Below are 12634 nucleotides of genomic sequence, written 5' to 3' on the forward strand. Positions count from 1 at the left end.
GACATTACGAACCCGGGACAACCCGCGCTGTGCCGCCGACGGCGCCCCCTGCCGCGCCGTGACGCGCCTACCATTGGGCGATATGGGGAGCGGCCCGATCGATGTACCCGCGCTCGGCCTCGCCGACCGGCGGATCCTCGTCGTGGAGGACGACGACACCGTGCGCGAGATCGTCGCGACCTATCTCGATGCCGCCGGCTACATCGTCGATCAGGCCACGGACGGCTTCGCCGCGCTGGACTCGCTGCGCACCCGCATGCCCGACCTCATCGTGATGGACCGCATGCTGCCCGGGATCGACGGCGCCGAGGTGTGCCGCCGCATCCGCCTCGAAGGGGACGTGCCGATCATCCTGCTCACCGCGCTGGGCAGCGAGGACGACCGCATCGGCGGCCTCGAGGCCGGCGCCGACGACTACGTCACCAAGCCGTTCTCGCCCCGCGAACTGGTGCTGCGCGTCACGTCGGTGCTGCGGCGCAGCATCGCCGAGTTCGCACCCGAGGCACCGTTCGAGTTGGGACCGTTCCACCTCGAGCCCTCGGCCCGCGTCATCGAGCGCTCGGGCGAGCCGCTGAGCCTGTCGGCGCGCGAGTTCGACCTCTTCTCGTTCCTCCTCAAGCACCCGCAGCGCGCGTTCACCAGGGAAGAGCTGCTCTCGGCGGTCTGGGGGTGGGAGATCGGCGATCTGTCCACGGTGACGGTCACCATGCGCCGGCTGCGCGAGAAGGTCGAGACCGACCCCACCGCTCCGCGCGTGCTGCAGACGGTGTGGGGCGTCGGCTACCGGCTGAGCGTGGAGGAGTGACGATGATCCCCCTCGCCGACCTGGCCGCCATCATAGGGGTGGCGCTCGCGTGCGCTCTGGTCGTCGGGGCGCTCGGCGCGGTGGCACTGCGCTTCGCCCGCCGGGCGCCGCTGTTCGTGCAGGTGGGGATCGTGGTGCTGACCGGCATGCTGTCGGTGGTGTCGGGCATGATCGCGGTGGCCCAGGCGATGTTCCTCTCGCCCCACGACCTGCAAGTCGGCATGTGGGTGGCCGGCGCGGCGACGCTCGCCTCGCTCGGGGTCGCGGTGATCCTGGGGCGTGCGTTCACGCGGCAGAGCGGGCAGCTGCTGCGCCTGACCGAGCAACTGGGCGAGGGTCGCCCGGTTTCGGGCACGACCGGTCACGGCGCAAGCTCCGAGCTGTCGGCGCTCGAGGCGGAGCTGGCGCGCACCAGTCTGCGACTGCAGGCCGCGCGCGAAGAGGTCGAAGCGCTCGAGGCATCCCGTCGTGAGCTGATCGCATGGATCTCGCACGACCTGCGCACGCCCCTGGCGGGACTGCGCGCCATGGCCGAAGCGCTCGAAGACGGCATGGCCGAGGATCCGCACCGGTTCCATCGGCAGATGCGGTCGCAGGTCGACCACCTCTCCGACCTGGTCGACGACCTGTTCGAGCTCTCGAAGATCCAGTCGGGCAGGCTCGTGCTCTCGCTCGAGTCGGTGTCGCTGTACGACCTCGTGTCGGATGCCGTCGCCGAGCTGCATCCCCTCGCCCGCGCGCGCTCCATCTCGATCCGGGAGTCGCCGCGGCCCGATCTCGTCGTCAGGGGCGACGCCCGTGAGCTCTCGCGCGTCGTCGGCAATCTGCTGATGAACGCCATCGAGCACTCGCCGCCCGACAGCGAGATCCGCGTGATGACGTCGCTCGACGATGACGATCGGGCGATGCTGAGCGTGATCGACGCGGGCGGCGGCATCCCCGAGGATGAGCTGTCGAAGGTGTTCCTCGCGGGCTGGCGCGCCACCGTGTCGCGCACCCCCGAGCAGCTGTGGGGGCGCTCCGCGAACGCCGGGCTCGGGCTCGCGATCGCGCGCGGAATCGTTGAGGCCCACGACGGCGAGATCGACGTCCGCAACGAGGGCGACGGATGCCGCTTCGACGTGCGGCTGCCGGTGGCCGCGGCGGCCTGAGCCGGCGGGGCTGACGGGGATCGCCCGGAGCGCGGCTGACGTCGTCTGCGTACGATCGAGGCATGACGGATGCCTCTCTCGTACTCGTTGCCAACGCCGGTGACGGCAGCATCAGCACCTTCGGGTTCTCGGGCGGTGCACTGGAACACCTCGCGGTGACCGACGGACTCCCCGGCTGCTCAACGTTCGCGGTGGATTCGACCCGCGACCTCGTCTATGCGGGTGTGAAGGGGCGCACCGACGACGAGGGCGCGGGCATTCTGACTCTTCGCCTGCACCGCGACACCGGGCGGCTCGAGCCGCTGTCGCGACGGAACCTTCCCGACGGGGGCATGAACTACCTCGCATTGACACGCGACGGCGCCGGTCTGCTCGGCGCGTCGTACGGAGGCGGGTACGGGATCAGCTGCGCCGTGACCGACGGGGTCGTCGGTGAGCCGGTCTCCCGGATCGCGTTCCCGAACCTGCACTCGGTGCTGCCCAGCGCCGACGGCCGCTTCGCCTACTTCGTCTCACTCGGCGCGGATCTGGTCGCTCAGTACGCGCTCGCCGACGACCTGCGCCTGGTGCCGCTGGTTCCCGAGACGGTGGCCGCGCCCGCCGGCAGTGGTCCGCGCCACCTCGTGCTGAATGAGGCACAGGATGCGGTCTATGTGCTGACCGAGTTCTCGGGCGAGGTGCTGCACTACGCGCGCGACACCGAGGCGGGAACGCTCCAGCTTCGAGACGCCGCCGACGCGTTCGACCCGTCGAAGGGGCTCGGGCACAGCCGCTTCGGAGCCGACCCGATGAAGGAGCACTTCATCTGGGGCGCCGACATCCACGTCGCCGACGGGGGCCGTCGCCTGTGGTGCACCGAGCGCACCGAGAGCACGCTCGGGGCGGTGGCCGTCGCGGCCGACGGCTCGGTGTCGGCACCGGAGCGGTTCAGCACGACCGAGCCGCAGCCGCGGGGCTTTCACGTGAGCCCCGACGGGGCCTACCTGATCGCGGCGGGCGAGCGCTCGACCACCGTCTCGCTGTACACCGTCGACGGCGACCGCCTCGACCTGCGGCAGCGGGCCGAGACCGGCCGCGGGGCGAACTGGGTGCGCTTCGTCTGAATCCGTGCCCCCGGATGCGGCATACTCGGCGGGCACTCGAGCGTTGTAGAAGAGCATCATCGTCCGCCGCGCGGATGCGCCCGGACGACGTCGCGATCTGCCAAGCGTGCCCCGGCCACCCGCGGGCGCTGAGACGAAGGGGACCGACCAGTGAGCCCGGAGTACGACCTCTCGGCCTGGGAGGGCTATGCGATCGAACTCGCCCTCGCCTTCGGCGACACCCCGACGCGGGTCCGCGCCGTGCGCGTGGCGTACTACCAGCAGGGGTTCGACATCGATCTGATCTCGCAGGCGAGCGGCTTCCCGGCGTGGCGCGTGCGTCAGGCGATCCTCGCCGAGAAGCCGGATTCAGGGATGGAGTGAGTCGGCGATCTGCGCACCGACGAGGCGTTCGGATTCGTCCCACAGGCGGCGGGCGTCGTCCATGGCGGTCATCGGAGCCCAGAGCTGCCGGCGGGCGGGCGGTCCGCCGATCAGGCGCTTCGGGCCGTAGAACTCGTCGCCGAGAGCCTGCGGATCCGTCGCCGCCATCAGAGCCGGGAGTGCCGCGCTCTCCACGGTTCCGCTGACGCCCAGGCGTGACAGCATCCGGATCACCCGGCGTCCGCCGACTTCGCGTGGACGCCCCAGCGAGGGCTGGGCCGCCAGCAGGTTGGTGGGCGAGACGCCGGGATGCGACAGGTTGCTGGTGATGCCCCAGCCTTCGTGCCGGCTGCGCGCGTCGAGCTCGCGGGCGAAGAGCGCGACCGCGATCTTGGACTGCGTGTACGCCTTCATGCCGTCGTACGTCTTCTCCCAGTTGAGGTCGTTCCAGTTGATGCCGCCGCTGCGCGCCGCGATGCTGGTCTGATGCGTCACGCGGGCGCGTCCCTGCCGCAGCAGCGGCAGCAGGCCGAGCGTGAGGGCGAAATGGCCCAGGTGATTCGTGCCGAACTGCAGCTCGAAGCCGTCCTTCGTGAGCTGCCGGTTGGGCGGGGTCATGACGCCGGCGTTGTTGATGAGGATGTCGATCGGGCGGCCCTCGCTCCGCAGGGTATCGACCAGCGCCGCCACGGACTGCAGCGACGACAGGTCGAGCGCGCGGGTCGAGACCGCGGCGTCGGGCGCCTGTCGACGGATGCCGTCGGCCGCGGCCTCGCCCTTGGCGGGAGTGCGCACGGGCATGATCACTTCGGCGCCTGCGAGAGCGAGGCGCGAGGCGATGACCTGCCCGATCCCGTCGCTGGCGCCGGTCACGACGGCGAGTCTGCCGTTCAGGTCGGGAATCCGGATGCCGGGAGTACGAGTCATGGCGATGGCCCTTCAGGTCGGGGGATTGGTGCCTTCTCGACCATGCTCGAGCGTTCTCGCGGGCGCGTTCAGTGCCCGCTCATCCACTGATCGCCAGTCCACCCCTCGCGGGTGCGGGCTGGGTATGCCGTCAGCGGAGGGTCTGCGACCCGATCACGGCGAGCAGCTGGAGCTTTTCGTAGCTCTCGCTTCCGGGCGCGGCCGTGTAGACGAGCAGGCGATGGGACTGCTCGGGGTCGAGCAGGGTCTGGCAGTGCAGTTCGAGCGCCCCGACCTCGGGATGGTGGAACCGTTTGACGTCGGGCGGTCGCAGGCCGACTTCGTGCGCGTCCCACAGTTCACGGAACTCCGTGCTCTCGGCGACGAGCAGGCCGGCGAGGTACGCGGGGCGTGACTCGGGTCCGCGGACGGTGACGAGTTCTCGCAGTCCTGCCGCGTACACGCGCGACAGCATCCGCCGCTCATCCGGCGGATAGGGAGCGCGTGCCTGCGGGTCGGTGAACCAGCGGTAGCCGATGCTGCGGTCCAGGCCCTCGCGGTGCCGCGCGTCGCCGAGCAGCGCCACCCCCAGGGGTGACTGGCGCAGGGTCTCGCCGAGCTCGGTGACGATCTCGGCGGGAGTGTCGGGCAGGCGGTCGAGGATACGCAGCAGGCCCGGGCTGATGTGCTCGCTCGACGGCCCGCGCGCCGGCGGGTTGTGGCCGGCGAGGCGGAACACGTGGTCGCGCTCGTCGAGCGACAGATGGAGGCCTTGCGCGATTGCGGCGATCATCTGTTCCGACGGCTGCGGCCCGGTCGCCCGCTCCAGGCGCGCGTAGTAGTCGGTCGACATGTGGCACAGCGCGGCGACCTCTTCGCGACGCAGTCCGCCGGTTCGCCGGCGCGGTCCGCGCGAGAGTCCGACGTCTTCGGGCTGCAGCGACTCGCGCCGTCGCCGCAGGAAGTCGGCCAGCCCCTCGCGATCGATCATCGCCCGTCTCCTCGTCCGCCGGTTCGCCGGGTGCGCCCGATCCTCGTGACCTTCCTACCGCGCCCGGCCGTTGCCAGCCAGGCATTGCCGATCCACCTCTCCGACCAGTGGCCCGGTCGGCCGGTGCGGAACTGGAACCAGGCTGCGTCACCCTACCGGGTGAAAGTCAAGCCGCTCGTTTCGCTTTGGCGTCGGTGTCAGGATGCGGGGCATGAGCACACCAGATGACCAGATCGATGGTCCGATCGGAAAGCCGAGCCAGGCCGAGGGCGAAGACCCGGATCGCACCGAAGACCACACTCCGCTTCCCGCTGAGGGTCACCCCTCACAGGCGGAAGGCGACGACCCGGACGAGTAGCCCCGGCGGGACTCATGAGGATTCGCGGAGCACCTCCACGATCCGCGACCAGCCGTCGGCTCCGTGTCCACGCTCGACGGCCTCTCGCGCGAGGTCGCGCATGAGCGTCGGCAGGCCCGGGTCGACGCCGGCGTCACGGCTGGTCTCGACCATGTGGGTGAGGGCGGAGAGCTCCATCGCGAGGTTGTCCTCGTTTCCGGGGTACTCGCCGCGGTCGGTGTCTGCGGCGAGCCCGCGGAACGTATCGGGGAGGATGTCGAGCATCGAGTTGGCCCAGGGGACGAAGTCGGCGGCCGACAACCCGTTCGCGGTGACGACCGCTGCAGCGTGAAGGAACGCCGTCATGCCGGTGAAGAACACCTCGAGCATGGCGGTGTCGAGGACGGACGCCATCCCCGGGTCGGTGCCGACGAACGGCGAGCGCGGTGCCAATACCTCGAGAGTGGATCGGGCCGCCTCGAGGAGATCTTGGCGACCGCTGTAGAGGATGAGCGCATCCGGTGTGCCGATCACCGGCGTCGGCACCATGATCGCCCCGATCAGCAGGTCGATTCCTCTGGTCTCGGCCCATTCCTGGGTCCTTCTGGCCTCGCCCGGCGTGGACGAAGCGAAGACCACGACGGTGCGCCCGGCGAGGGCCTCGGGTGGCACCTCATCGAGCAGTTCTCGGGTGGAGGCATGGTCGCGCAGGCACGTGATCACCAGATCGGATGCCGCGACCGCGGCGGCGGCATCCGGCGCGATCACGGCACCGGCGTGCTCGAGGGGTCGTGCCTTCGATTCAGTCCGGTTCCAGACGGTGGTCGTCGTGCCGGCGCTCAGGAGCGCTTGCGCGAGCGCGCTGCCCATGGGGCCGAGACCGAGGACCGAGACAGTGGGAGTGGGGGTATCGAGATCGTTCGTCACATTCTCAGTCTCAAGATGCCCCCCGAAGCCGCAAGTACCCACTATTTTGTTCCATACCCACCTTTCGGTAAGGAGTGTCGTGCGATGGCCGACTTCGTATGCGGACTGGATGCTGCGGTCGCCGTTGTGGGAGGCAAGTGGAAGCCGCTGATCCTGTGGGCTCTGGCGGAGGAGCCTCGTCGCACCGGTGAGCTGCGGCGCGAGCTTCCCGACGTCTCGGAGAAGATGCTGACCCAGCACCTGCGCGAGCTCGAGCGCGACGGCGTCGTCCATCGCGAAGTGCACCGGGAGGTGCCGCCCAAGGTCGTCTACAGTCTGACCCCCGCCGGCGCCGCGCTGGAGTTGGCCCTGCGGCCGCTCGGGGACTGGGGTGATGACAACATGGAGGCGATCTCGGCGGCCCGGGCGCCCCTCAGACCCGCGGAGTCTTAGGTCGAATCACCGCATGGATGCCCCACGCGATGAGTCCGCCGACCGCCCCGATCAGCGTCCCCGTGACAAGTCCGCTGAACACGGCTGCGATTCTCGGAATGAGCAGGCCGGCGCCGCTGTCGCCCAAGGAGGGCGGGCTTCCATCGAATGCGAAGTTCCACAGGAGCTGATGGGTGATCACGAGCATGACGCCGAAGAAGACGCCGATCATGAGGACGGTGACGAAGGGGCGTGGGACCTTCTTGGCTACCGCCACGGTGATCCACACGGCGACGGGAGCCAGTGCCAGGATCCATGCGGCCGGCTGCCCCTCCTCGATGATGTGGAGATCGTGCAGGATCACTCGGGGGACGCCGAGGGCGGCGAGGCCGACGAGGGCCAGGACGGGGAGTCCGAGGGGATGCCGACGGACGGCGGGAGTGGGGTTCGGAGGCGCGTTGTCTGTCATGGGGCCCACCGTAGGAGTCGCCTCGAGCGGCAGTCGTCCTCTCGGGAGCGACACCTGAGTCGTGCGGCGACGACACCCCGGTCGCTCGATGCGTCACGCACGTCGGCGCCGCGCCCGCTGGATGGCCGCGGCGCCGGCGCCGGCGAGGGCTCCGAGACCGGCAGCACGAGTGACCTCGATGGCGCCCGCGGTGACGTTCAGGCCGACGCCGTAATCGGGCCATTCACCGACGAGTACCGTCGTCGCGATGAGCAACGCGCCGGAGAGGACCCCTGACAGGGTGAGGGTGATCACAGGTCGCGGTACGTCGCCGAACCCGGCGCCCAGCATCCAGACCAGCAGAGTTCCGACGAGCGCGACCAGCGCCGTGCCGAGGTCCCCGATCACCGCTTCCATCCTCATGAGGCGCAGTACCGGCCAGAACAGTCCGAGCGTGCCGAAGCCGATCACGGACGCCCAGCTGATCCGGCCACGGACGGGTATCGGAGGAGTCGCCGGGCGCGGCGGCGGGTCGACGTGGGTCATGCCGCCAGCTAACGGCGATGCCCGCGGATCCGCATCAGCCGAGGATCGGTCATGCTGTCGCTCCGAAGCGACACTCATCGTCGTCGGGACGACCGCGCGCTTGCGCGCGCAGGGCGACGCCGCGGCGGGCACCATCGCCGGACGACAACCCGGGTCGCCTCGCGTCGACGAGCGGAGCGTCGGGTCTCGGTCGGGAAGTCGTCCGGCGGGGGCATCCTTCGAGGCGCCACGGATCGCAGGATGGGATCCCATTCGACGCGTAGGAAGGCCCGAGATGGCAACCTCATCGCCCTATCTGTCCGTTCGTTCCCTTGGCAGCTCCGATCTGGATGCCGCGGCCAGGCTTCTCGGGCGGGGGATGGCCGACAATCCGGTGCACGTCGCCGCGTACCGGGGTGACGATGCCTCGAGGGCGCGCCGTCACGAGCTGCTGATGCGCACCCTCCTTCGCCGTTCGCCTTCGTGGCAGATCGAGGGCGTCGATCGGGGCGACGCGCTCGCCGGGGTTGCGGCATCCGCCCCGCCCGGCCGCTGCCAGGCGACTCTGACCAACCGGCTGCGTCTGCTCGGCCGGGCGTCCACGTTCGGCCCGGGTGCTGTCTCGCGGCTGGTGTCGTGGCAGAGCGCATGGTCGCGGCACGACCCCGACGCGCCGCACGTCCACCTGGGGCCGGTCTCGGTCGACCGGCATCTGCGCGGCCAGGGGATCGGCGGCCTGCTGCTGCTGCGCCACGTGACGAGGCTCGATGCCACGGGTGCGACGGGATACCTCGAGACCGACCGCCCGCAAGCGGTCGAGTTCTATGAGCGGTTCGGCTATGTCGTGGTCGACGAGGCGGAGGTCATCGGCGTTCCCTGCTGGTTCATGCGCCGCCCCGCTGCGTAAGCGCTACGAGACGACCAGGCCGGACTTGTGGGCGATGACGACCAGCTCGGGCCGGTCGCGTGCCCCGAGCTTGGCGAGGATGCGACTCACGTAGGTACGAGCCGTCGCCGGGCTCAGGTGCAGGACCGCCGCGATCTCGTCGTTGGTGTCGCCGTGCCCGATCCGCGTCAGCACTTCGAGCTCGCGCGCACTCAGATAGGTCAGCCGCGGATCGGGCACCGGGGCGGCGTGCCCGGCCGCGACCATATCCATCAGACGCTGCGTGATCGCGGGCGAGAGCAGACGCTCGCCCTGTCCGGCTCGCCTGACCGCATCGCGGAGCTCGTCGCGCGGGGTGTTCTTGAGCAGGTATCCGATCGCGCCCGCGCGGATCGCCTCGACGACGTCGGCATCGTCGTCGAAGGTGGTCAGCACGACGACGCGCGTGCCGGCGAGCTGCTCATCGGCGCGGATCATGCGCGTCGCCTCGATGCCGTCCATCACCGGCATGCGGAGGTCCATGAGTACGACGTCGGGTCTGTGCTTCCGCGCCGCCTCGACGCCGCGTCGCCCGTCCGTCGCCTCGGCGACGACGTGGATCGCCTCATCCCGCGTCAGCAGCGCGCGCAGTCCGGCGCGCACCAGGTCCTGGTCGTCGACCAGCAACACCGTCGTCACTTCTCCACCACCTCCAGAGGAATCGACGCCCTGACGGCGAATCCCGAGTCCCGACTCTCTGCCGAGAACGTGCCTCCGAGCAGGTGCGCCCGCTCCCGCATGCCTGCGATGCCGTTCCCGTCGTCGGCAGCCTCGGCCGATGGGGCTCCGGGCGCACGCGGACCGTTGTCGACGATACTCACACTGATCATTCCGTCCTCGGTCTCGTGAACGTCGACGTCGACGCGCGTGGCGTCGGCGTGACGGACGACATTGGTGATCGACTCCTGCACGATCCGGAACACGGCGGCCTCCACCGTCGGTGATGGCGTGGAGCGAAGATCTACTCGTAGTCGCACGTCGAGGCCCGCCTGCCGGGCGGGGTTCGCCGCCGACTCCAGGTCCGCGATGCGTAAAAGGGCACGCGATGCGACACCGTCTTTCCGCAGGCTGGCGACCGTGCGTCGCAGGTCGGTGAAGGTTGCGTCGGTGGTGTCGGCGATGGCCTTGAGGGAGCGCCGGACCTCGTCGTCGTCGGACCCGAGTGCGTCCTCGAGAACCTGCGTGTGCAGTGTGACGACGGTCAGGGCATGTCCGACCGAGTCGTGCAGCTCGCGGGCGATCGCCAGGCGCTCGGCCAGCACCCGTTGCTCGGCCTCGCGCGCGTAGCGTTCCGCCGTCAGTTCGGCGATCTGCGCCGCCTGCCGTCGGAGTTCACGGCGTGACCGCACGCTGTCCCCCAGGGCGACGGCACCCGCGAGGAGCAGCGCGTGCCCGGGAAGGTCGTACCCCACGACGAAGGACGGGTCCTGATCTTCGGCCAGCCGGTAGACGACCGAGATCGTCATGACCGAAGCCGAGGCGACGATCGCCGCAACGATCCGCCCGTACTCCGCGGCGGAGAACACCGCCGCGGCCAATGGCACCGCGACGCCGATCGGCGGGTTGCCGGCCGCGTAGTAGGCGATGACCGCCACGACCGACAGTGCGACCACGACGACCGGGTACCGGCGGCGCACCAGCATGAGCGCCCCGAGGCCGATCGCCCAGAGGTACGCCCACGCGTCGGGCTGGTCACGGCTGATGTCGGCGGCGATGACCAGCGAGACGGTCAGGGCGACGCCGATGCCCAGAAGGACGTCGAAAACCCAGGGCGCGGGTCCCGCTTCGGACCGGGGGAGGCCGCGATCGTCGTCGATCATGCTGACATGGTAGGTCGCGACCCGGCGGCATGCGCCGTGCCGCGACCGCACGTGCCGCGACCGCCGATTCCTGCTCCGACGACGACCGCTCGCTTGACCACGCCGCACCACCCCTTCTCGTCCTGCACGACGGTACCGGGCGGCAGTGCGCCGGCGATATCGACGGCGGGCGGGTGTCTATGTCGCGCACAGGCGACATTCCCCATGTCGCTTCGAGTCGACTCGACATGTTGCCCTCGTGCGGACGCGGTGCCCCCGTCGCGGTTCGTATCGTCCCTGCCATGACCACAGCGCCGACCTCGCTCCCGCTCCCGGCGCCGCCGCGTCGGCGCCGCAACCCCGTCGGGCCCGTCGTCCTGCTCGGCGCGACGCTGCTGACGGCGGCGGCTGTCTTCACGGCCTGCACCATCGGGCCGGGCTTCTCGGATTCGTCGGTCTTCCAGCCCAAGGCGCCGCCGGCCTTCGACACGCCCCTGCCCATCCCGCCGTTGGCGGAGTCGCGGGTCGATGACGGCACGCGGGTGTTCTCGCTGACGGCCGATGAGGGACAGATTGAGTTCACCCCGGGCATGACCACGCCCACGTGGGGCTTCAACGGCGACTACCTCGGCCCGACGCTCCGTGCGACGCGAGGCGAGAAGGTCGCCGTCGAGGTGACCAACAAGCTGCCCGAGACGACGACGGTGCACTGGCACGGCATGCACCTTCCGGCCGCAATGGATGGCGGACCGCACCAGCCGATCGAACCGGACGGGCAACGGCGTGCCTCGTGGCGCGTCGATCAGCCGGCCGCGACACTGTGGTACCACCCGCATCCCCATGGCGACACCGAAGAGCACGTGCTGCGCGGCCTCGCGGGGATGTTCATCCTCGACGACGAGAACACCGGTGCCTACGGCCTGCCCGCGCAATACGGGGTCGACGACATCCCGCTCGTCGTCCAGGACAAGAAGTTCACGGCCGGCGGCGAGTTCCAGCTCGATGCGCAGGGCAATGAAGTGGGTCTGCTGGGCAACGTCATCCTCACCAACGGCGCGTGGGGTTCCGTCCTCGATGTGACCACTGAGCTGGTGCGGCTCAGGATCCTCAACGGCTCGGGCGCTCGCGCCTACGACTTCGCGTTCGACGACGGCCGCGAGTTCTCGCTCGTCGGCACCGACGGCGGCCTGCTCGAGGCGCCGCACTCGACCGATCACGTACGCCTCTCGCCAGGGGAGCGCGCCGAGATCGTGGTGGGGCTCGAGCCCGGCTCTGAGACGATGCTCCGCTCGCTTCCTCCAGATCTCGGTAACGTCGCCGTGCCATCGGCGTATGGCGGCACCGACGAGTTCGACGTGCTGCTGCTGAAGGCCGCCGATGCGCTGCAGCCGTCGGCATCCCTCTCGGACCGGTTCGCACCGGTCGAGCGGTTCACCGAGCGCGACGCCGACTACGAGCGCACGTTCGAGGTGCAGAACCGCGAGATCAACGGACTGCGGATGGACATGAACCGCATCGACGAGGTCATGCAGATCGACTCGACCGAGCTGTGGACCGTCACGAACCGCGACCTGTTCCCGCACAACTGGCACGTCCACGACGTCCAGTTCCAGGTGCTCGACATCGACGGCACGCCGCCGCCCGCCGAGCTGCTGGGCTGGAAAGACACCATCTACCTCGAGCCGCGCCGGAAGTACCGCATCATGATGCGCTTCGAGGACTACGTCGACGACGACAACCCGTACATGATCCACTGCCACCTGCTGCTGCACGAAGACGAAGGGCTCATGTCGCAGTTCGTCGTCGGCAAGAGCGAGCCCAGCCGCAACACCGAGCCTTCCGGCGGCGGGGGTGGTCACAGCACGCACTGACCCCCGTCCCACCCCGACCAACGACTCGAAGGATCTTCGTGAACACTACCGACCCCGTGGCGCAGCCCGACC

The 12634-nt window shown here is 69.8% G+C and carries 15 protein-coding genes; 8 read left to right on the forward strand and 7 right to left on the reverse strand.

Annotated elements, in window-relative coordinates; all coding sequences use genetic code 11:
• Positions 1 to 82: 82 nt before the first annotated feature.
• The 4 genes from K0817_RS13815 to K0817_RS13830 all read left to right on the forward strand — a co-directional run bounded on the left by K0817_RS13815 (position 83) and on the right by K0817_RS13830 (position 3422).
• Complete coding sequence (locus K0817_RS13815; protein ID WP_219982107.1) at positions 83 to 805, forward strand: response regulator transcription factor; 723 nt, start codon at positions 83 to 85, stop codon at positions 803 to 805.
• Positions 806 to 807: 2 nt separating this feature from the next.
• Positions 808 to 1956, forward strand: a complete 1149-nt coding sequence (locus K0817_RS13820; protein ID WP_219982108.1) for a sensor histidine kinase KdpD — start codon at positions 808 to 810, stop codon at positions 1954 to 1956.
• A gap of 62 nt (positions 1957 to 2018) precedes the next feature.
• Entirely contained in the window at positions 2019 to 3059 is a 1041-nt protein-coding gene (locus K0817_RS13825) for a beta-propeller fold lactonase family protein (RefSeq protein WP_219982109.1), read from the forward strand.
• Between the two features lie 150 nt (positions 3060 to 3209).
• Complete coding sequence (locus K0817_RS13830; RefSeq protein WP_219982110.1) at positions 3210 to 3422, forward strand: hypothetical protein; 213 nt, start codon at positions 3210 to 3212, stop codon at positions 3420 to 3422.
• Here K0817_RS13830 and K0817_RS13835 read toward each other — a convergent pair.
• Both K0817_RS13835 and K0817_RS13840 read right to left on the reverse strand, forming a co-directional pair.
• Positions 3408 to 4349: an SDR family oxidoreductase gene (locus K0817_RS13835; protein WP_219982111.1), complete on the reverse strand. Its 942-nt coding sequence runs from the start codon at positions 4347 to 4349 to the stop codon at positions 3408 to 3410. The two genes, K0817_RS13830 and K0817_RS13835, sit on opposite strands and share 15 nt — an antisense overlap.
• 130 nt (positions 4350 to 4479) lie before the next feature.
• Positions 4480 to 5319, reverse strand: coding sequence for a helix-turn-helix transcriptional regulator (locus K0817_RS13840; RefSeq protein WP_219982112.1), 840 nt, complete (start codon positions 5317 to 5319; stop codon positions 4480 to 4482).
• Between the two features lie 211 nt (positions 5320 to 5530).
• Here K0817_RS13840 and K0817_RS13845 point away from each other — a divergent pair, with 211 nt between their 5' ends.
• Positions 5531 to 5677: a hypothetical protein gene (locus K0817_RS13845; RefSeq protein ID WP_219982113.1), complete on the forward strand. Its 147-nt coding sequence runs from the start codon at positions 5531 to 5533 to the stop codon at positions 5675 to 5677.
• A gap of 12 nt (positions 5678 to 5689) precedes the next feature.
• Here the strand turns inward: K0817_RS13845 and K0817_RS13850 are convergent, their stop codons facing one another.
• The gene (locus K0817_RS13850; protein WP_219982114.1) at positions 5690 to 6583 is read right to left on the reverse strand and encodes an NAD(P)-binding domain-containing protein; all 894 of its coding nucleotides are present in this window, start codon (positions 6581 to 6583) and stop codon (positions 5690 to 5692) included.
• 84 nt (positions 6584 to 6667) lie between these two features.
• Here K0817_RS13850 and K0817_RS13855 point away from each other — a divergent pair, with 84 nt between their 5' ends.
• Entirely contained in the window at positions 6668 to 7015 is a 348-nt protein-coding gene (locus K0817_RS13855) for a helix-turn-helix domain-containing protein (RefSeq protein WP_219982115.1), read from the forward strand.
• On the opposite strand, the gene K0817_RS13860 is transcribed toward K0817_RS13855, so the two are convergent.
• Together K0817_RS13860 and K0817_RS13865 are read right to left on the reverse strand one after the other, a co-directional pair.
• On the reverse strand, positions 6996 to 7463 hold the full coding sequence (locus K0817_RS13860) for a hypothetical protein (protein WP_253735395.1): 468 nt from the start codon (positions 7461 to 7463) through the stop codon (positions 6996 to 6998). The genes K0817_RS13855 and K0817_RS13860 overlap by 20 nt on opposite strands.
• Before the next feature lie 93 nt (positions 7464 to 7556).
• Positions 7557 to 7988 carry a hypothetical protein gene (locus tag K0817_RS13865; RefSeq protein ID WP_219982116.1) on the reverse strand — a complete coding sequence of 144 codons (432 nt, stop codon included), beginning with the start codon at positions 7986 to 7988 and terminating at the stop codon, positions 7557 to 7559.
• A gap of 274 nt (positions 7989 to 8262) precedes the next feature.
• Between K0817_RS13865 and K0817_RS13870 the strand changes: the two genes are divergently transcribed.
• The gene (locus K0817_RS13870; protein WP_219982117.1) at positions 8263 to 8874 is read left to right on the forward strand and encodes a GNAT family N-acetyltransferase; all 612 of its coding nucleotides are present in this window, start codon (positions 8263 to 8265) and stop codon (positions 8872 to 8874) included.
• Positions 8875 to 8877: 3 nt separating this feature from the next.
• On the opposite strand, the gene K0817_RS13875 is transcribed toward K0817_RS13870, so the two are convergent.
• Positions 8878 to 9531: a response regulator transcription factor gene (locus tag K0817_RS13875; protein ID WP_219982118.1), complete on the reverse strand. Its 654-nt coding sequence runs from the start codon at positions 9529 to 9531 to the stop codon at positions 8878 to 8880.
• The gene (locus K0817_RS13880) at positions 9528 to 10712 is read right to left on the reverse strand and encodes a sensor histidine kinase (protein WP_219982119.1); all 1185 of its coding nucleotides are present in this window, start codon (positions 10710 to 10712) and stop codon (positions 9528 to 9530) included. The genes K0817_RS13875 and K0817_RS13880 overlap by 4 nt, the downstream gene beginning before the upstream one ends.
• Before the next feature lie 281 nt (positions 10713 to 10993).
• On the opposite strand from K0817_RS13880, the gene K0817_RS13885 reads away from it, so the two are divergent.
• The gene (locus K0817_RS13885) at positions 10994 to 12562 is read left to right on the forward strand and encodes a multicopper oxidase family protein (RefSeq protein ID WP_219982120.1); all 1569 of its coding nucleotides are present in this window, start codon (positions 10994 to 10996) and stop codon (positions 12560 to 12562) included.
• Positions 12563 to 12634: the final 72 nt, after the last annotated feature.

The organism is Microbacterium sp. HD4P20 (assembly GCF_019449275.2).
Classification (GTDB): domain Bacteria; phylum Actinomycetota; class Actinomycetes; order Actinomycetales; family Microbacteriaceae; genus Microbacterium.

What these genes read in the sequence shown, in the direction of transcription:
- K0817_RS13855 (WP_219982115.1), top strand. Translation starts at nt 6,668, where the DNA reads ATGGCCGACTTCGTATGCGGACTGGATGCTGCGGTCGCCGTTGTGGGA.
- K0817_RS13870 (WP_219982117.1), top strand. Translation starts at nt 8,263, where the DNA reads ATGGCAACCTCATCGCCCTATCTGTCCGTTCGTTCCCTTGGCAGCTCC.
- K0817_RS13835 (WP_219982111.1), bottom strand. Translation starts at nt 4,349, where the DNA reads ATGACTCGTACTCCCGGCATCCGGATTCCCGACCTGAACGGCAGACTC.
- K0817_RS13880 (WP_219982119.1), bottom strand. Translation starts at nt 10,712, where the DNA reads ATGATCGACGACGATCGCGGCCTCCCCCGGTCCGAAGCGGGACCCGCG.
- K0817_RS13815 (WP_219982107.1), top strand. Translation starts at nt 83, where the DNA reads ATGGGGAGCGGCCCGATCGATGTACCCGCGCTCGGCCTCGCCGACCGG.
- K0817_RS13845 (WP_219982113.1), top strand. Translation starts at nt 5,531, where the DNA reads ATGAGCACACCAGATGACCAGATCGATGGTCCGATCGGAAAGCCGAGC.
- K0817_RS13840 (WP_219982112.1), bottom strand. Translation starts at nt 5,319, where the DNA reads ATGATCGATCGCGAGGGGCTGGCCGACTTCCTGCGGCGACGGCGCGAG.
- K0817_RS13885 (WP_219982120.1), top strand. Translation starts at nt 10,994, where the DNA reads ATGACCACAGCGCCGACCTCGCTCCCGCTCCCGGCGCCGCCGCGTCGG.
- K0817_RS13820 (WP_219982108.1), top strand. Translation starts at nt 808, where the DNA reads ATGATCCCCCTCGCCGACCTGGCCGCCATCATAGGGGTGGCGCTCGCG.
- K0817_RS13860 (WP_253735395.1), bottom strand. Translation starts at nt 7,463, where the DNA reads ATGACAGACAACGCGCCTCCGAACCCCACTCCCGCCGTCCGTCGGCAT.
- K0817_RS13865 (WP_219982116.1), bottom strand. Translation starts at nt 7,988, where the DNA reads ATGACCCACGTCGACCCGCCGCCGCGCCCGGCGACTCCTCCGATACCC.
- K0817_RS13825 (WP_219982109.1), top strand. Translation starts at nt 2,019, where the DNA reads ATGACGGATGCCTCTCTCGTACTCGTTGCCAACGCCGGTGACGGCAGC.